The sequence below is a fragment of the Dyella silvatica genome, from assembly GCF_026283955.1.
Taxonomy (GTDB): domain Bacteria; phylum Pseudomonadota; class Gammaproteobacteria; order Xanthomonadales; family Rhodanobacteraceae; genus Dyella_C; species Dyella_C silvatica.
Map to the genome: position 1 here is coordinate 15,504 of NZ_JAPDPE010000055.1, position 17,401 is coordinate 32,904.

Here is a 17,401-nt window from a genome sequence, read left to right on the forward strand (position 1 = left end):
ACTCACCCAGCCAGTACGCGGACACGCGCACTAAGCTGGGGCGAAGGCACGGCGACGCCCGGTTGACGCCAATGCCCCTGGCAAAAGCTGGCATTCGCTTGCTCGCTGGCGGCGACATACAGATAAGCCCGGGCCAAGCGCAGACATTCGACAAGCCCGGCCAGGCGCGCATACCAGGCAGCATTATCACGCTCGATACGCAGATTGCTGCGATAACGCCGCGCGGTCCGCCAAGCATTCATGTCATTTACCGAACAGCTTCTTGAAGCCATTATCGGTAAAGCCAACGCTGATATCGCCATTGGGCTGCACCACAACGGGGCGACGAACCAGCGCGGGATACTCCTTCAACAACAACGTCCACTCCGGATCGCTGCCAGGATTCTTTCGCTGCGGCAGCAAAGTGCGCCAGGTCGTACCGGATTTATTGACCAGCTTCTCCCAACCGCCCAATTGCTGAGCCCATGTTTTCAAGGTCGCCGCCGGCACCGGATTCGCACGGTAGTCGATAAATTCATGCTCGACCTCAAAGCGCTTGAGCCAGTTGCGTGCTTTCTTGCAGGTATCGCAATTGAGCAGGCCGTAGAGGGTGATGGCAGGGGTCATCTTTGATCCTTTTAAATCGTCATTCGTAGCTGCCGAAAACTGCTCCGGCACATCGCTGATTCCATAGCGTATTGTCAGTAAACATTTTCAATGAGCATTCGCTGCGACGGGTTGTACACGCTGGTCGCGCAGCATCCTGACCATAAAGTAAAAAGCAAGCGCCGCAGCAAGATGCTTGCAGGTATGCCCGCTGAAGGCACCCGCGCTGAGCTGGAAGATCAGCTTGTCACCTTGCTCGCACAGAAAGGCCACCGCATAACTGCCCAGCGCCGCAAACAGCCAGCGGCGGCCAGTCCATAGCGAAGGAAACCAGGCCAGGGTCAGCAAGATCAACAGAATGGCCCCGCCCTGTGCGACAAAATAAGGCAGCAGATTGCCGCTGAGCTTCCAGAACCACACGCTGCCGGCACCGAGCAGCGTCAACCCCAGCAATGGCCAGCTCGAACGCCAGCGAAGACGCTCAGCAAGAGTCGCCGCCAGCAACGGCATAAAGACCAAGGTCATTGGCAAGCGATCCCAGACCAGTCGGGTATCGGACGGCGCCCAGTGGTAATAAGCCGAACCGAAAGCCGTCAGCGCCAGGCCCACGAACATCAGCTGATAGGCCTTCCTCGGCGCTTCAGCCATCGGTTGCGCGGCCGGCCGCAACAACACCCAAAGCCCGATCAGGGCGACCCACAGAAAAGCCAGGTTAGAAACCACATCACCGAAATTCGGCAGCCCCAACCAGCTACGCCGATCCGCAAACCCGTGGTACCCCTGTGGCTGAGCCACCGAGGGCAACACAAGGGGAAGCATCGCCAGAATCACCCCGATCGCCAGCAATAAGCGAGCACGCTTCTGAAAGGCTGTTGGCTCGGGCATAAAGGCATCCTTGTGCGAGCTGATGGGGTGCAACGGGGAACGGGGAATGGGGAACGGGGAACGGGGAACGGGGAACGGGGAACGGGGAACGGGGAACGGGGAACGGGGAACGGGGAACGGGGAACGGGGAAGATCGTAAAAGCAGGGGCCTAAAAGCCAAGGGCCAAATCTAAAGAAAAACCAAAAAAGATCAAAAAGAACGGGACGCCACAAGCACGACTCAGCCTTCACGTTCCCCGTTCCCCAGCCCCCGTTCCCCGCTTCAAATTCACTCCGCCCCGCGCAGCAATTCGTTGATCCCGGTCTTGCTGCGGGTCTTCTCATCGACCTGCTTGACGATGATTGCCGCATACAGACTGTGGCTGCCGTCTTTCGCCGGCAGACTGCCCGCCACCACCACGCTGCCTGCGGGCACACGGCCATAGCTGACTTCGCCGGTGGCGCGGTTATAGATGCGGGTGGACTGGCCGAGGAACACGCCCATGCCGATGACGCTACCCTTCTCCACGATCACGCCTTCGACCACTTCGGAGCGTGCACCGATAAAGCAGTTGTCTTCGATGATGGTGGGGTTGGCCTGCAGCGGCTCGAGCACACCGCCAATGCCGACGCCACCCGACAAATGCACACCAGCACCAATCTGCGCACAAGAGCCCACCGTGGCCCAGGTATCGACCATCGTGCCGGCACCGACATAGGCACCGATATTGACGTAGCTCGGCATCAGCACGGCATCTTTGGCGATATGCGCGCCACGGCGCACCAAGGCACCCGGCACCACGCGCGCGCCCAGGGTTTCGATTTCCGTGTCATTGCCATGGGCAAAGCGCAGCGGCACTTTGTCAAAGGCCAGTGCCGCACCACCATCGACCGCGCGGTTGCCGTTAATGCGGAAATACAACAGCACCGCTTTTTTGATCCATTGATTGACCGCCCAGCCGCCTTGACCATCGGGTTCCGCCACACGGCGTTCAGCGGACTCCAACAAGTCGATGACCTGCTCGACGGCGGGACGCAGATGCGTTTCGATTTCTGTCTGAGTCAGCTCGTTGCGACGCTCGAAGGCGTCATTGATCAGGGATTCGATGTTTTGCATGAGGGGGCTACTGGCATGGAAACAAGCTGTCCATCCTAACGGGATTGACCGATTTTCGCCCTCTTCATTTCCTATTCTCGAGGGTTCATTCCCAATCGTTTGAGCAAGGCATGCAGCAAACGATCTTGCTGCTGCGGGCTTAACGGCGTGTCATGCCGATTGGTGACCAGGAAAAAATCCTCGGCCCGCTCACCAAAGGTGGCAATACGCGCGTCATGCACGCGCACCTCGGCTTCGGCCATCGCCTGCGCCACCGCGGCAAGCAATCCAGGGCGATCGGTGCAAACCAGGGCCAACCGGGTACGCTCGCCAGCCACGCTGAAGGCGATCTTGGGCGCCATCTGAAAATGCTTGAGATGGCGCGACATGCTCCGTTTGGCCGGCTGATGCACATGGCCCGACTGCACCAGCGCGCGATGCAAGCGCTGCTTCAGCTCATCGGCCCGTGCGGGGCTGGCAGGTTGCTGGCTGTCTGACTCCAGCAACAAAAAGGTATCCAGCGCCATGCCCGTATGCGAGCTGAGAATACGCGCCTCCATCACCGAAAAATGCAGCCGGTCGAGCATCGCCGTCACCGCGGCAAACAAGCCGTCACGATCATGCACATAGACGAAAAGCTCGGTGGTCCCGCGCACCGACAAGGGCTGCACCTCGACCAGCGGGGCGATTCCCTGCGCCCGCAGGATCGCCGCGGTTTGCCAGGCAATCTGCTCAGGCCGGTGGCGCAAAAAGCTCGACTCGGGGAAATCGGTCCAGATACGCAGGCACGCCGATGCGGCGATACCTTCCGCCTCAAGCAAGATCAACGCCCGTTCGCGGCACTCGCGGACCCGCGTCGAAGCATCGTTGGGTAGGTCTTCTTCGCTGCGCAGGGCGTAGCGGGTAGCCGTATAGAGGTCCGCCAGCAGGCGGTCTTTCCAGGCATTCCACAGTTTCGGGCTGGTGCCGATGATGTCGGCAATCGTCAGTAGGTAAAGCAGGTCGAGCCGTGCCCGATCTCCCACCGTTTCGGCAAAACGATGCACCACCTCGGGGTCGGTAATGTCCTGTCGCTGCGCGGTAGTACTCATCAGCAAATGCCAGCGCACCAGCCAGGTCACTTGCTCAATATCTTCGGCGGGTAAGCCGAGCCGCAGGCAGAAGGCGCGCGCATCCTCTTCTCCCAGCACCGAGTGATCGCCACCACGCCCCTTGGCGATGTCGTGGAACAACGCCGCCAGCAGTAGGACCTCGGGCTTTTCCAGCGTGGGCCAGATCTCGCAGGCGATGGGAAAATCCTGGCGTGCGCCCGGCTCGGCAAAACGCGCCACATTACGCAGCACGCGCAAGGTGTGCTCATCCACCGTATAGACGTGAAAAAGATCGTACTGCATGCGCCCGAAGACTTTGCCGAACGCCGGCAAGATCGCCGCCAGCAAACCGTGCCGATTCATCCGCCACAGGGCTTGTTCGGCGGGTGCGCCAAGCCGCAATAAACGCAGAAAAGCAGCCAGTACCAGCGGATCGTCGGCGAGTGCGCCGTCGAGCAAGGCCGTGGCCTGATGCATGCGCCGCATGGTGTCTGCGGTAAAGCCGACGATGCCGGGCTCGCCCAGGCGCAGGATAAATAGCTCGACCAAGGCGGCAGGGCGCCGCATGAACAGATCGGGATCACGGATGGCCAGGCGTGTGCCGTAACGGACGAAATCCGCGCCTACCGGTTGCGGCTCACTGGGTGGCTCAAGCAGCTCCACAAAGCGTTCGGCAATCTGCACGCCCAGTCGCTCCACCTGACTGGCCGCACGGTAATAGCCCTGCATGAATTGTTCGACGCCGAGATTTTTCTCGTGTTCGTCTTCAAACCCCAACCGCACGGCCAAGGCACGCTGATAGTCGAATAACAGGCGCTCCTCTGCCCGCCCCGCCTCCAGATGCAGCGCAAAGCGATAGCGGCGCAATGTGCGCTCAGCCTGCTCCAACATGATTTGCTCGGCCGGATCGAGCAAGCCTTCGGCCACCATGCCGCTCAAATCATGGGCATGTCCGATCCGGCGGCCTAACCAGCGCAGCGCATCAAGCGTACGCAAGCCGCCGGGGCCATCTTTGATATTGGGCTCAAGGTTGTAGGCGGTATCGTTGTAACGCGCGTGGCGCAGATCACGCTCGGCTAGGCGCGCATCCAGATACGCACGCGGCGGCCACAGCGCCGGGTCATCGACTATCGCGCGCAAGCGGCCATCCAACGCCGGGTCGCCAACCAGACGGCGCGCATCGAGCAGACTGGTGAACACGCTGGCGTCTTTGGCGGCCAGCGCACGGCATTGCGCCGGATCACGCACCGCGTGCCCTACCTTCAGGCCGACATCCCACAAGGTGGCGAAGCATTGTTCCAGGGCACGCAGCCGGGCAGGCTCGGCATGCTCGACCAGGGCCAGCAAATCCACATCCGAATGCGGAAACAACAAGCCACGGCCAAACCCACCGACGGCAAACAACGCCGCCTCGCTGACTTCGCCCAGGCAGGCGGTCCATACGTGCACCACGATGCGCTGCACAGACTCGCCCCGCCGCTGCGCCAAGGCACTGGCATCGACGCCATCGCGAAAAGCCGTGGCCAGGGCTCGATCCACATCGCCCAGCAGCTGCCGCAACGCACGCCGCGCATCGCTGGATACACCCGAGCGCGGCACCACGACCGGTAGCCGGGGCAAGGGTGGCAAGGCGCTGGCGGCAGAAGATGAAGTCATGACGTGAAATTAGCGCCCCTGTTGCGTACGGCCTGTCGCGTACGGCCCGTTTGCATACGGCCTGCCGCCTACGGGAGGAGCTGCAGGAAGAGGTCGCCGGCAACCACCGGCGATCTCTTCACTAGTTTATGCCGGCAAGCCGCTTAGAAATCAGGCATCCGGCCAGGGCGTGAGGATTTCGAAACCGTCATCGGTCACCGCGATGGTGTGCTCCCATTGCGCTGACAGCGAGTGGTCTTTGGTGACCACGGTCCATCCATCGGGCAACTGCTTGGTCTGCGGCTTGCCCGCATTGACCATCGGCTCGATGGTGAAGGTCATGCCCTTTTTCAATTCCAGCCCGGTACCCGACTTACCGTAGTGCAGCACCTGCGGCTCGTCGTGATAGACCTTGCCGATACCGTGCCCGCAATACTCGCGCACCACGGTGAAGCCCGCCGCCTCGGCATGCTTCTGGATGGCCGCGCCGACATCGCCCAGGGTGGCACCCGGGCGCACCGCCTGGATGCCTTGCATCATGGCTTCGTATGTGGTCTCGACCAGACGCTTGGCCAGCACCGAGGGGGTGCCGACGAAGTACATGCGGCTGGTATCGCCGTGCCAGCCGTCCTTAATGACGGTGACGTCGAGATTGATGATGTCGCCATCTTTAAGCACCTTGCCCGGGCTGGGGATGCCGTGGCAGATCACATGATTGACCGAGGTGCACAAGGTCTTGGGGAAGCCGTTGTAGCCGACATTGGCCGGGATCGCCTTTTGCACGTTGACGATGTGCTCGTAGGCCAGGCGATCCAGCTCCTCGGTGGTCACGCCGGGCTTGACGTGATCTTTCAACATGGCCAGCACTTCGGCGGCCAAACGGCCCGCTTCGCGCATGCCCTGGATGTCTTCGGGGGATTTCAGAGTAACTGCCATAAATTCCGCTCAGTGGCGGCATCGGATGCCGGGAATCGAGGGTTGACCTCGGCAACTTGCCGCTATACCGGTGTACCGGCTACAATTTCGGAGTTTTGCCGACCCCTGAGAGCTGTTTTCGCAGTCTCCAAAGGGTCATGCAAAGCGAACGGTGATTGTAACCGCGCCGCGGCATAATCACTTAAGTCCTTGTTTACGAAGCGAAACAAGGCGCTCAACGCCACACACGCATCGGCACCGTCTTCGGGGTGCTGCGGCCTGCCCTCCACTTAAACTGGGCAGCCGTGGTCGAAGCCGGGGATACGTGGAGGTCCCAACCCCCGGATCTATATAAAGATCCACCGCAGGAGTAACACCATGGCACAAGTCACCATGCGCCAAATGCTTGAAGCAGGCGTGCATTTCGGTCACCAGACCCGTTACTGGAACCCGAAAATGGCCCCGTACATCTTCGGTGCGCGCGGCAAGATTCACATCATCAACCTCGAAAAGACCCTGCCGCTGTTCACCGACGCGATGAATTTCCTGTCGGGCCTGGCGCAGAAGCGCGGCACCGTGCTGTTCGTCGGCACCAAGCGCTCGGCTCGTGAGCCGTTGGCCGAAGAAGCCGCACGCGCCGGCATGCCTTTCGTCACCGCCCGCTGGCTCGGCGGCATGCTGACCAACTTCCGCACCGTCAAGCAGTCGGTTGCCCGCTTGAAAGAGCTGGAAGCCGCTGAAACCGACGGCAGCTTCGACAAGCTGGTCAAGCACGAAGTGCTGGCCCGTCGCCGTGAGCGCGAGAAGCTGCACAACTCGCTGGGCGGCATCAAAGACATGAACCGTCTGCCCGACGCGCTTTTCGTGATCGACATCGGCCACGAAGACATCGCCGTGCAGGAAGCCAAGAAGCTCGGCATCCCGGTGATCGCCGTGGTCGACACCAACTACAACCCGGAACTGGTCGATTACGCCATCCCGGGCAATGACGACGCTATTCGCGCGATCCAGCTGTACGCTCGCGCCGCCGCCGACTCGATCCTTGAAGGCAAGGCTGCCGCTCCGGCCGCCGCCCAGGGCGATGCCAACGAATTCGTCGAATTGGACGAAGAAGGCAACCCGGTCGCCAAGGACGAGCGTAAGGCAGCAGCTCCCCGCCGTGGCGCTCCGCCGGCCAAGAAGGGTGCTGGCGCCCCGCGTCGTGACGGTGGTGGCCGTGGTCGCGGCGGCCGCGACGCTTCGTCGTCGGACGCCGAGTAAGCCTTCCCCGCTGCCGTGGCGGTTACCCCGCCACGGCACACAAAGCCTCCGAGGAATACTGAATGAGCACTATTTCCGCACAACTGGTCAAGGAACTGCGCGAGCGGTCCGGCGCCGGCATGATGGAATGCAAGAAAGCGCTGGTCGAAAACAATGGCGATATCGAGATCGCCATGGAATGGCTGCGCAAGTCGGGTCTGGCCAAAGCCGACAAGAAGGCTGACCGCGTTGCCGCCGAAGGCCGCATCGTCACCGCCCAGAGCAGCGGCAAAGCCGTGCTGGTCGAAGTGAACTGCGAAACCGACTTCGTCGCCAAGGACTCGAACTTCCTGACCTATAGCGACAACGTCGCGGTCGTCGCCCTGAGCTCCGGCGCAGCCGACGTCAACGCATTGAAAGCCGCATGGCCCGCGTCGAGACCGACGGCACCATCGGCAGCTACATCCACGGCGGCCGCATCGGCGTGCTGGTTGCGCTCAAGGGCGGCTCCGAAGAGCTGGCCAAGGGCATCGCCATGCACGTGGCCGCGATGAACCCGGCGCACGTCCGCGCTGAAGACGTCCCGGCTGAATTCCTGGCGAAAGAGAAAGAGATCGCGCTGAGCCAGATGACCGACAAGGACAAGGCCAAGCCGGCTGAAATCCTCGAAAAAATCATCGCCGGCAAGATCAACAAGATCGTCTCCGAAGTCACCCTGCTCGGCCAGCCCTACGTGCTTGACACCAATGTCACCGTGGCTGAGGCGCTGAAGAAAGAAGGCGCGGATGTGTTGTCGGTGGCCCGCCTGGCCGTCGGCGAAGGCGTCGAGAAAGTCGAAGAAGATTTTGCTGCAGAAGTCATGAAGCAGGCCGGCCTGGCTTAAGCCAGCCGTGCAAGCCTGACGCAAAAGCCGCGGCGCGAGCCGCGGCTTTTTTTCATGTTCGATCCCCTAAAAGTAAGCACCGTGACGCCGTTGACCGGCATCGCGACGCTACCGTGCAGCCCTTCGGCTGGAGCCAAAGTGTCATGCCACCCCACTGACACCTGTACGTCATCAAATCGAAACTCCCCGCAATCACCCACAGTCGCTACAATGCGCCTGTTTTGCCCCACACAATCCGGAGCCCCAATGAGCAACCAGCCCTTGTACCGTCGTATCCTGCTCAAGCTCTCCGGTGAAGCCCTGATGGGTGAAGCCGACTACGGCATCGACCCGAAAGTGATCGACCGCCTCGCCGACGAAATCATCGAAGTACAACGCGCCGGCGTGCAAATCGGCGTGGTCATCGGCGGTGGCAACATTTTCCGCGGCGCCGGCCTTGCCGCTGCCGGCATGGATCGCGTCACCGGCGACCATATGGGCATGCTGGCCACCGTCATGAACGCCCTGGCCATGCAAGACGCCATCGAGAAGCGCGGCGGCTTTGCTCGCGTCATGAGCGCCATCCAGATCCACGACGTGGCCGAGGACTACATTCGCCGCCGCGCCATCCGTCATATCGAAAAAGGCCGCATCGTGCTGTTTGCCGCCGGCACCGGCAACCCGTTCTTCACCACGGATTCCGCCGCCGCCCTGCGCGCCGTGGAACTGGGCGCCGACCTGCTGCTTAAAGCGACCAAGGTCGATGGCGTATACACCGCCGACCCGGCTCACCATAGCGACGCAACCCGCTACGAACGACTCACGTATGACCAGGTGATCGAGCGCAAGCTGGCCGTGATGGACACCGCCGCCATCGCCCTGTGCCGCGACCACGGCATGCTTATGCGCATCTACGACATGACCGTGCCTGGCAACCTGATGCGCATCATGCATGGGGAAGCCGTGGGTACGGTCGTCGACGCACACTGATCGCAGCACGGGGAACGGGGAACGGGGAACGGGGAACGGCAAGAGCGCGGCCGTTCCGCCCTCGGCGTCAAGAGCGGTACGCAGGTACGCCCCTGGCTCTTTCGGCCCTATTCCGCCACGCGCTGCCCAGTTCCCCGCCGACACCCCCCTGCTATACTCGTCGGCTCGCACGTTTACCGAGTGACATTCATGCTCAATGACATCAAGAACGATGCCCAGACCCGCATGGGTAAGAGCATCGACTCGCTAAAGCACGTCCTGACCCGCATCCGCACTGGCCGCGCCAGCACGGCACTGCTGGACGGTATCAAGGTGCCTTATTACGGCTCCGACATGCCGCTGAATCAGGTCGCGGCGGTCAACCTTGGCGACTCACGCTCAATCATCATCACGCCCTTTGAAAAGAGCATGGTGGGTCCGATCGAGAAGGCCTTGATGGCGTCGGATATCGGCATCACCCCGAACACCGCCGGCGTGGTGATTCGCCTGAACATGCCGCCGCTGACCGAAGAGCGCCGCCGCGAACTGGCCAAGCACGTATCCCACGAAGGCGAAGAAGCAAAAATCGCCATTCGTAACGTGCGCCGCGATGCGTTGCAGCAGGTCAAGGATCTGCTGAAAGAAAAACTGATTACCGAAGACGACGAACGCCGCGCCGATGACGATATCCAGAAGCTCACGGATCGTTTCGTCAAAGAAGTGGACTCTGTCGTCAAGGCCAAGGAAGACGAGTTGATGGCCGTTTAAACGGCGATCGCTGCAACCGATAGCCGATTAACCGTTGCCTGCACGCTTCTTGCGCCCCGCACGGCACGCGTTGCCTCTTCCCTGCCGGGGGGAGGCATTGGATGAGGGGCCCAACTTGCCTCGACCCACACACGGTCAAACCCATGCCCCCTCAGTCCGCCACGCCACCTCGCCATATTGCCATCGTGATGGATGGCAACGGTCGCTGGGCCAAAGCCCGCCATCGACCGCGCAGCTTCGGCCATAACGCCGGCCGCAAAGCGGTGCGTGAGGTGGTCGAGGGCTGCTTGCGCCAGGGCGTGCGGACACTGACGCTATTCGCCTTCTCCAGTGAGAACTGGCAACGCCCGCAGGAGGAGGTCGGCGCGCTGATGGAGTTGTTCATGCGCGCGCTGGACAAGGAGGTCGAAGAGCTACATGACCAAGGCGTGCGCCTACGCTTTGTCGGCGACCTGGGCGCTTTCGATACACCGCTGCATAAACGCATGCTCGCCGCGATGACGCGCACCGCCGGCAACGACAAGCTGCACCTCAACATTGCGGTGAACTACGGCGGCCGCTGGGATATTGTGCAGGCGGCACGTAAAGTGGCCGAGGCGGTAGTCCGCGGGGAGCTGCATATCAACGATATCCACGAGCAGCAGTTGGACCAGGGCATGTGCCTGGCTGAGCTGCCGCCACTGGACTTGTTCATCCGCACCGGCGGTGAATCCCGGGTCAGCAACTTTCTGCTGTGGCAGCTGGCCTATGCTGAGCTGTATTTCACCGAGACCTTGTGGCCGGACTTTGACCAGGCCAGCCTGCAACACGCCATAGAAGATTACGCCCGCCGTGAACGCCGCTACGGGCGCGTCAGCGAACAGGTCAATCAGACCCGATCGACCCCGGGCTGACTTAAGGAATCGCATGCTGCTTCAGCGCACTCTCACCGCCCTACTGCTCGCCCCCCTGGCGATGCTGTTGATTCTGTGGCCGCCCACAGCCGTCTTCGCACCGATCGTCGCAGTGATCTTCCTGGTCGCGCTATGGGAATGGATGCGCCTGTCCGGCCTGCAACAGCAACCGGCCCGCGTCGCCCTGCTAGCCCTGGCAACGGTGCTTTTTGCGCTGACATGGTGGTTGCAGAACAGCGCGCTGACACCTTTGATGCTGGGTATTGGCGTGGCCTGGTGGCTGCTGGCATGCCTGTGGCTGCGGCGCTTTGCCTTCGGCGCCGCCCCTACCCGCGAAAATCTGCAACTCAAGCTGCTCGCAGGCAGCTTTGTGGTACTCCCGGCCTGGGTCGCCGCACTGTCGCTGCATAGCAGCATGCATGGTCACTGGTGGACCTTTCTGGCCATGTTGATCGTTTCCGCGGCCGATATCGGCGCCTATTTCAGCGGCCGTTTCTTCGGCAAGCGCAAGCTGGCGCCGACCATCAGCCCCGGCAAAACCTGGGCCGGCGTCTATGGCGCCTTTGTCGCCGGGGCGTTGGTGGCCCTGGTCGGCGGCTGGCTGCTTGGGGTTCAACAAGGGCAATTGATCGGGCTGGTGCTGCTGTCCATCATCACGGTGATCGCATCCATCGTCGGCGACTTGCTGGAGAGCCTGATGAAACGCCACGCCACCGTGAAGGACTCCGGCACTATCTTTCCCGGTCATGGCGGGCTGTTGGATCGCATGGATAGCGTGTTCGCCGCCTTGCCCATTTTCGCCGCCGGCAAACTGCTGCTCGGCCTATGAACACGGCGACATCCCAGAGCGGGCCGCGCAAAGTCGCCATTTTGGGCGCTACAGGGTCGATCGGCGGCAGCACCCTCGATGTCATTGCACGCCACCCGCAACGCTTCCACGCCAGCGTGCTGACGGCGCATAGCAACGTCGACGCCCTGGCCGAGCTGTGCGTGCTGCATCGCCCCGAACTCGCCATCATTGCCGACCCGGCCCTTGAGCCGCTGTTAGCGCAACGCTTGCGTGCTGCCGGCGTGGCTTGCGAGGTTGCCAGCGGCCACGACGCCATCACCGCGGCTGCCGCCAGTGCGCTATGCGATACCGTCGTTGCCGCCATTGTCGGCGCCGCCGGGCTCGACTCGACCCTGGCCGCGGCCCGCGCCGGCAAGCGCCTGTTGCTGGCGAACAAAGAATCGATCGTGATGGCCGGCAGTCTCTTGCTCGAGGCCTTGGCCAGCGGCGCTGGCGAACTGATTCCGGTGGATTCGGAACATAACGCCATCTTCCAATGCCTGCCTGGCGGCCGCTCTCATCTGCATAAGGGCGGTAGCCTGCAAGCCAGTGGCATCCGGCGGCTGATCCTCACCGCTTCAGGCGGCCCATTTCGCGGCCGCAGCCGAGCCGAACTGGCCGGCATCACCCCGGACCAGGCCTGCAAACATCCCAACTGGAGCATGGGTCGCAAGATCTCCGTCGACTCCGCCACCCTGATGAACAAAGGGCTGGAGGTGATCGAGGCGCATCACCTGTTCAATGCCCCCGCCGACGCCATCGAGGTGCTGGTACATCCGCAAAGCCTGGTTCACTCGCTGGTCGAATACGTCGACGGCTCGGTGCTGGCGCAGCTCGGCAACCCGGATATGCGCACCGCCATTGCCCATGCCCTGAGCTGGCCGGACCGCATCGAGGCAGGCGTCGCCCCTCTGGATCTGGCGGCTAGCGCGCCCCTGGCATTCGAGCCGCCGGACCTGACCACCTTTCGCTGCCTGGCCTTGGCGTTTCAGGCTTTGCGTGCCGGCGGCGACGCCACCGCCATCCTGAACGCGGCCAACGAGGTCGCGGTGGAAGCCTTTCTTGCCGGCGGACTGCCGTTCCTGTCGATTGCCGACGTCGTCGAAAGCGTACTTACGGAACTGCCGTCGCAAGCTGTGGTCGATGTCCAGACCCTTGTTGAACGTGACCGTTTAGCCCGAGAAGCTGCCCGGCGGGTTCTCCGTAACGCTTGCTGATAAGCTTGGACATTCCATTGACACGCCCCAAACGTAGACAAGCGCCCTGATGAATCCCTTTTTCGGCTCAGTATTCTGGTTATTGGTCACGCTAGGCGTGCTGGTGACCTTTCATGAATTCGGTCATTACTGGGTCGCCCGTCGTTGTGGCGTCAAGGTGCTGCGCTTTTCGGTGGGCTTTGGCAAGGCGCTGTGGAAGCGCACCGCCCGCGACGGCACCGAATACCAGATCGCCGCGATTCCGCTGGGCGGCTACGTCAAAATGCTGGATGCGCGCGAGGGCGAGGTCGATCCCGACTTGCACGGGCAGGAGTTCACCGCCAAACCGGTTTGGCAACGTATCGCCATCGTTGCGGCAGGCCCCGTCTTCAACCTGATCTTCAGCATCGCCGCGTTCTGGTTGATGTTCACCCTGGGCAAACCCGACATTGCGCCCATCGTCACCGCTACCCCGCAAAGCATGGCGGCCGAAGCCGGCATCCGTCCGAACGATCGCCTGCTGAGCATCGACGGCAAACCCGTGGTTACCTGGAGCGACTCGCTCGACGTCGTGGCCAACGCCATGCTCGGTCGCGAACCACTGCCCGTCACGGTGCGCGGCAGCGACGGTAACGAACGTCAGCTGGTGCTGCCGCTAAACCAGTTACCCGCAGGTCAGGACATCAGCCAATACCTCGACAAACTGGGCCTGAAACCGGCGCCGCTGGCAGCTGTTGCAGCTACCGTGTTGCCGGGCAAACCCGCTGCCGAGGCCGGCATGCAAGGCGGCGACCGCATTGTCAGCGTGAATGGCCGGGCTGTTGAGAATTACGAAGCATTCCAGAAACTGGTCCCGGATGAAGCGGCCAAATCGCCCAAGCTCAGCGTGGTGATCGAGCGGGCCGGCAAAACGGTGCCCCTCAGCGTCACCGCCCGCAAGGAATCTATCGAAGGCCAGCCGACCGCCTGGATCATCGGTGTCAACTCGCTTAAGCGCGAAACCGCCACCCTGCGCTACGGCCCGATCAAGGCACTGACCGCGTCGCTGCGCACCACCTGGGATGGCGCCGCCTCGATGCTCAACATGATCGGCAAAATGTTGAGCGGCCAGGCGTCGACCAAAAACCTTTCGGGGGTGATCGGCATCGCCCAGGTCGCCAATGCTTCGGCCAGCATGGGGCTGGCCTGGTTTCTGAACTTTCTTGCGATGGTATCGCTCAGTCTGGCGGTGATTAACTTGCTGCCCATCCCTGTCTTGGACGGCGGCCACCTGCTGTATTACCTTATTGAGTTGGTTAAAGGCAGCCCGGTTAGCGAACGCATGATGATGGCCGGGCAATATGTCGGCCTGGCGCTGCTGTTCACGCTGATGGGGTTGGCGTTCTACAACGACATTCATCGCATCCTGCCTTCGTGACGCGAATGAATGTCGAAACATCAGTGCGATGCACTGAGTTGTCACTTACCGCATCCATGTCGGGTGCGTGCTTTTTTTCGGGGCAGGGGAAATCCCAGCTTCATGCTTTGATCGAGGTAGCCATCCTGGCTGCCTCATCGAAATAACCCAACGGATTCGACGATGAAGCGTATCGCCGCCCTGATTTTGCTTGCTTCCCTCTCCGCCAACGCGCTCGCTTTTGAGCCCTTCGTCGCCTCCGATATTCGTATTGAGGGCCTTAGCCGTATCACTGCGGGTACGGTGTTCAACTACTTGCCGGTCAACAAGGGCGACCGCATCACCAACGACGCCGCACAACGAGCCATTCGCGCCCTGTACCAGACCAAGTTCTTCAGCGACGTGGAAATCGATCGTGAAGGCGACATTCTGGTCATCAAGGTCATCGAACGCCCGTCGATCGCCAAGCTCACCCTGCGCGGCAATAAAGACATCAAAGAAGACGATCTGCGCAAGGGCCTGAAAGAAATCGGCTTGAGCGAAGGCGAAACCTTTGACCGCCTGTCACTTGATCGCGTGCAGCAAGAACTGATCCGCCAGTACTACAACCGCGGCAAGTACAACGTCTCGGTCGAGCCGCATCTGACCAATCTCGATCGCAACCGCGTTGCCATCGATATTGAGATTCGCGAAGGCAAGGTCGCCAAGATCAAAGAGATCAACATTGTCGGCAACACCGCGTTTACCGACAAAGAAATCCGCAAGACCTTCGAGTCGAGCACCAGCAACTGGATGTCCTGGTATTCCAAGGACGACCAGTACTCGCGCGAAAAGCTCTCCGGTGACTTGGAAAAGCTGCAGTCCTACTACATGGATCGCGGCTACGCCGACTTTGGCGTCGACTCCACCCAGGTGTCGATCGCGCCGGACAAGCGCGCGATGTATATCGCCGCCAGCGTGAAGGAAGGCGAGATCTACACCGTCTCCGACATCCATCTGCTGGGCGAATTGATCCTGCCTGAAGAGTCGCTGCGCCAGCTGGTGTTCACCAAGAAAGGCGAAACCTTCAACCGCAAGGCGATCGAAGCCAGCTCGGATGCGATCAAGGGCATTTTGTCGAGCATCGGCTACGCCTTCGCCAAGGTCACCCCGGTACCCAAGCTGGACAAAGAAAAGCGTACCGTCGACGTCACTTTCTATATCGAGCCCGGCAAGCGCGTATACGTGCGCCGGGTGATTTTCCAGGGTAATACCCGTACCGAAGACGATGTGATGCGCCGTGAGCTGCGTCAGCTGGAAGGCAGCTGGTATTCGCAGCCGGCTATCGACCGCTCGAAGATTCGCCTGCAGAAACTCGGCTATTTCAAGAAGGTCGACGTTGACAAGAAACTGGTCCCGGGCACCGAAGACCAAGTCGATGTCAGCTACAAGGTGGAGGAGCAATCCGCGGGCAGCCTGATGTTCGGCGTCGGCTATTCGCAGTACTCCGGCATCATCCTGTCGGCCTCAGTGTCGCAGAACAACTTCCTGGGCACGGGTGACAGCTTCACCGTTGGCGCGCAGCGCAGCGATTACTCGACCAGCGTCAGCGCCAGTTATTACAACCCGTATCTGACCGACAACAACATCGGTATCGGCTACAACGCCAGCTTCACCAAGACCGATTTCGGCAATACGAACAGTGACTTCGTCAACTACACCAGCAGCACGACGGCGTTCACCACGTTCCTGAATTTCCCGATCACCGAAACCGACAACATCCGTACCGGCCTCGGCTTGAGCAGCAACAAGATCAAGCTCAGCTACAGCTATGTCGACACGACCACCGGCCTGGTGCAGACGACATCGCAGTCGCCGCAGCAGCTGATCGACTACCAGAATGCGATCGGTCACGAGACCATCCACTCCTGGACCGGTCAGCTCGGCTGGAACCACGATACCCGTAACGGCTACTGGGCACCCACGCGCGGCGGCATCTTGTCGGCCAACGTCAATGTTGCCCTGCCCGGCTCCACCGTGCAGTTCTACAAACTCGACCTGGAAGCCAACCACTACTGGCCGATCGGCCGCGGTTTCGTGCTCTATCTGGATGGCCAGGTCGGCTACGGCCAGACCTACGGCGGGCAGACTTACGACCGCAGCTTTGGCGCTTACACGAAGGGCGCGAACTACGACTTCCCGTTCTGGGAAAACTACTACTCGGGCGGTGTGCGTGACGTTCGCGGCTTCCAGGACAACACCCTGGGTCCGCGCGTCTGCGTAGGCACCAACGCCAATGGCTCGCCCATTCTGCCGAACAAGGACGGCACCTGCAGCGGCAGCATCTACAGCTACGCCCAGCCGATCGGTGGCGCGTTCAAGGTGCTCGGTACGGCGCAAGTCTATCTGCCGCTGCCGTTCCTCAAGGACATCAATACCGCACGCGTGTCCTGGTTCGTCGACGTCGGTAATGTGTACCAGAGCTATTCGACCTTCAAGGCCAGCGAACTGCGTGCCTCGACCGGTCTGTCGCTGCAGTGGCAGGCACCGATCGGTCCGCTGATCATCAACTTCGCCGTGCCGATCCGTTCGAAAGCCGATGACGGCCATTACGAAGAACGCATCCAGTTCACCTTCGGTAGCCAGTTCTAATTGGCGCTGGGCCCGTCTGGGATGAATCAGTCCAGGTGAAGTGAAACAGTGAAGAGAGCGCGGCGTTGCCGCGCTTTCTTTTGTTGCGACCTACCATGGCCAGCAAGGTAAGTGGAGCCAAGTATGAGCGTGAACCAATATACGGTGGCCGAACTCGCCGAGCAGTTCGGCTTTGCTTTCAAGGGCGACGGCGCACGCGTCATCGATGGCGTGGGCACGCTGGCCGGTGCCGGCGCCAGTCAGTTGAGCTTTCTGTCCAACAGTAAGTACACCGCCCAATTGGCCGCAACATCGGCCGGCGTGGTGGTTCTGCGGGAGGAAAACCAGACCGATTGCCCCACTACCGTGCTTATTGCGAACGATCCCTATGTGGCCTACGCAAAAATAGCCGCCTTGTTTGAGCGCCTGCCGGCGGCACCGCATGGCATTCAT

General features: G+C 61.3%; 15 protein-coding genes and 1 pseudogene. 10 read left to right on the forward strand and 6 right to left on the reverse strand.

The window, feature by feature from the left end; translation table 11 throughout:
* Positions 1–2 precede the first annotated feature (2 nt).
* From OUZ52_RS12230 to map, 6 genes are all read right to left on the reverse strand, one after another.
* Positions 3–242, reverse strand: a complete 240-nt coding sequence (locus OUZ52_RS12230; RefSeq protein WP_266158677.1) for a hypothetical protein — start codon at positions 240–242, stop codon at positions 3–5.
* 1 nt (position 243) lies between these two features.
* The gene (locus OUZ52_RS12235) at positions 244–606 is read right to left on the reverse strand and encodes a Spx/MgsR family RNA polymerase-binding regulatory protein (protein ID WP_266158678.1); all 363 of its coding nucleotides are present in this window, start codon (positions 604–606) and stop codon (positions 244–246) included.
* 87 nt (positions 607–693) lie between these two features.
* Positions 694–1,470 (reverse strand): hypothetical protein, encoded by a 777-nt coding sequence (locus OUZ52_RS12240; RefSeq protein ID WP_266158679.1) that lies wholly within the window; start codon positions 1,468–1,470, stop codon positions 694–696.
* A 268-nt stretch (positions 1,471–1,738) separates the two neighbouring features.
* Positions 1,739–2,566 carry a 2,3,4,5-tetrahydropyridine-2,6-dicarboxylate N-succinyltransferase gene (dapD, locus tag OUZ52_RS12245; RefSeq protein WP_266158680.1) on the reverse strand — a complete coding sequence of 276 codons (828 nt, stop codon included), beginning with the start codon at positions 2,564–2,566 and terminating at the stop codon, positions 1,739–1,741.
* Positions 2,567–2,637: 71 nt separating this feature from the next.
* On the reverse strand, positions 2,638–5,292 hold the full coding sequence (gene glnD / locus OUZ52_RS12250; RefSeq protein ID WP_266158681.1) for a [protein-PII] uridylyltransferase: 2,655 nt from the start codon (positions 5,290–5,292) through the stop codon (positions 2,638–2,640).
* A 150-nt stretch (positions 5,293–5,442) separates the two neighbouring features.
* Positions 5,443–6,207 (reverse strand): type I methionyl aminopeptidase, encoded by a 765-nt coding sequence (gene map / locus OUZ52_RS12255; protein ID WP_266158682.1) that lies wholly within the window; start codon positions 6,205–6,207, stop codon positions 5,443–5,445.
* Positions 6,208–6,564: 357 nt separating this feature from the next.
* Between map and rpsB the strand changes: the two genes are divergently transcribed.
* The 10 genes and pseudogenes from rpsB to OUZ52_RS12305 form a co-directional block, all read left to right on the forward strand.
* Positions 6,565–7,446: a 30S ribosomal protein S2 gene (rpsB, locus tag OUZ52_RS12260; protein ID WP_266158683.1), complete on the forward strand. Its 882-nt coding sequence runs from the start codon at positions 6,565–6,567 to the stop codon at positions 7,444–7,446.
* A gap of 62 nt (positions 7,447–7,508) precedes the next feature.
* Positions 7,509–8,308, forward strand: a pseudogene (gene tsf, locus OUZ52_RS12265) (translation elongation factor Ts).
* Between the two features lie 246 nt (positions 8,309–8,554).
* A complete protein-coding gene (gene pyrH, locus OUZ52_RS12270; RefSeq protein ID WP_266158684.1) occupies positions 8,555–9,277 on the forward strand; it encodes a UMP kinase in 723 nt (240 codons plus the stop codon).
* 189 nt (positions 9,278–9,466) lie between these two features.
* Positions 9,467–10,024, forward strand: a complete 558-nt coding sequence (frr, locus tag OUZ52_RS12275) for a ribosome recycling factor (protein WP_266158685.1) — start codon at positions 9,467–9,469, stop codon at positions 10,022–10,024.
* Between the two features lie 143 nt (positions 10,025–10,167).
* Complete coding sequence (gene uppS, locus OUZ52_RS12280; RefSeq protein WP_266158686.1) at positions 10,168–10,917, forward strand: polyprenyl diphosphate synthase; 750 nt, start codon at positions 10,168–10,170, stop codon at positions 10,915–10,917.
* A gap of 13 nt (positions 10,918–10,930) precedes the next feature.
* Positions 10,931–11,746 carry a phosphatidate cytidylyltransferase gene (locus tag OUZ52_RS12285; RefSeq protein ID WP_266158687.1) on the forward strand — a complete coding sequence of 272 codons (816 nt, stop codon included), beginning with the start codon at positions 10,931–10,933 and terminating at the stop codon, positions 11,744–11,746.
* Positions 11,743–12,963: a 1-deoxy-D-xylulose-5-phosphate reductoisomerase gene (locus OUZ52_RS12290; RefSeq protein WP_266158688.1), complete on the forward strand. Its 1,221-nt coding sequence runs from the start codon at positions 11,743–11,745 to the stop codon at positions 12,961–12,963. The genes OUZ52_RS12285 and OUZ52_RS12290 overlap by 4 nt, the downstream gene beginning before the upstream one ends.
* A 49-nt stretch (positions 12,964–13,012) precedes the next feature.
* Positions 13,013–14,359 (forward strand): RIP metalloprotease RseP, encoded by a 1,347-nt coding sequence (gene rseP / locus OUZ52_RS12295; protein WP_266158689.1) that lies wholly within the window; start codon positions 13,013–13,015, stop codon positions 14,357–14,359.
* A 162-nt stretch (positions 14,360–14,521) separates the two neighbouring features.
* Complete coding sequence (bamA, locus tag OUZ52_RS12300) at positions 14,522–16,969, forward strand: outer membrane protein assembly factor BamA (RefSeq protein ID WP_266158690.1); 2,448 nt, start codon at positions 14,522–14,524, stop codon at positions 16,967–16,969.
* 123 nt (positions 16,970–17,092) lie between these two features.
* On the forward strand, positions 17,093–17,401 hold a 309-nt coding region (locus tag OUZ52_RS12305), incomplete at its 3' end, for an LpxD N-terminal domain-containing protein (protein ID WP_323135342.1).

Excerpts from the sequence above, each read along its gene's own strand:
- OUZ52_RS12290 (WP_266158688.1), top strand. The coding sequence starts at position 11,743 with ATGAACACGGCGACATCCCAGAGCGGGCCGCGCAAAGTCGCCATTTTG.
- rpsB (WP_266158683.1), top strand. The coding sequence starts at position 6,565 with ATGGCACAAGTCACCATGCGCCAAATGCTTGAAGCAGGCGTGCATTTC.
- OUZ52_RS12230 (WP_266158677.1), bottom strand. The coding sequence starts at position 242 with ATGAATGCTTGGCGGACCGCGCGGCGTTATCGCAGCAATCTGCGTATC.
- dapD (WP_266158680.1), bottom strand. The coding sequence starts at position 2,566 with ATGCAAAACATCGAATCCCTGATCAATGACGCCTTCGAGCGTCGCAAC.
- map (WP_266158682.1), bottom strand. The coding sequence starts at position 6,207 with ATGGCAGTTACTCTGAAATCCCCCGAAGACATCCAGGGCATGCGCGAA.
- OUZ52_RS12240 (WP_266158679.1), bottom strand. The coding sequence starts at position 1,470 with ATGCCCGAGCCAACAGCCTTTCAGAAGCGTGCTCGCTTATTGCTGGCG.
- glnD (WP_266158681.1), bottom strand. The coding sequence starts at position 5,292 with ATGACTTCATCTTCTGCCGCCAGCGCCTTGCCACCCTTGCCCCGGCTA.
- rseP (WP_266158689.1), top strand. The coding sequence starts at position 13,013 with ATGAATCCCTTTTTCGGCTCAGTATTCTGGTTATTGGTCACGCTAGGC.
- frr (WP_266158685.1), top strand. The coding sequence starts at position 9,467 with ATGCTCAATGACATCAAGAACGATGCCCAGACCCGCATGGGTAAGAGC.
- OUZ52_RS12235 (WP_266158678.1), bottom strand. The coding sequence starts at position 606 with ATGACCCCTGCCATCACCCTCTACGGCCTGCTCAATTGCGATACCTGC.
- OUZ52_RS12285 (WP_266158687.1), top strand. The coding sequence starts at position 10,931 with ATGCTGCTTCAGCGCACTCTCACCGCCCTACTGCTCGCCCCCCTGGCG.
- pyrH (WP_266158684.1), top strand. The coding sequence starts at position 8,555 with ATGAGCAACCAGCCCTTGTACCGTCGTATCCTGCTCAAGCTCTCCGGT.
- bamA (WP_266158690.1), top strand. The coding sequence starts at position 14,522 with ATGAAGCGTATCGCCGCCCTGATTTTGCTTGCTTCCCTCTCCGCCAAC.
- uppS (WP_266158686.1), top strand. The coding sequence starts at position 10,168 with ATGCCCCCTCAGTCCGCCACGCCACCTCGCCATATTGCCATCGTGATG.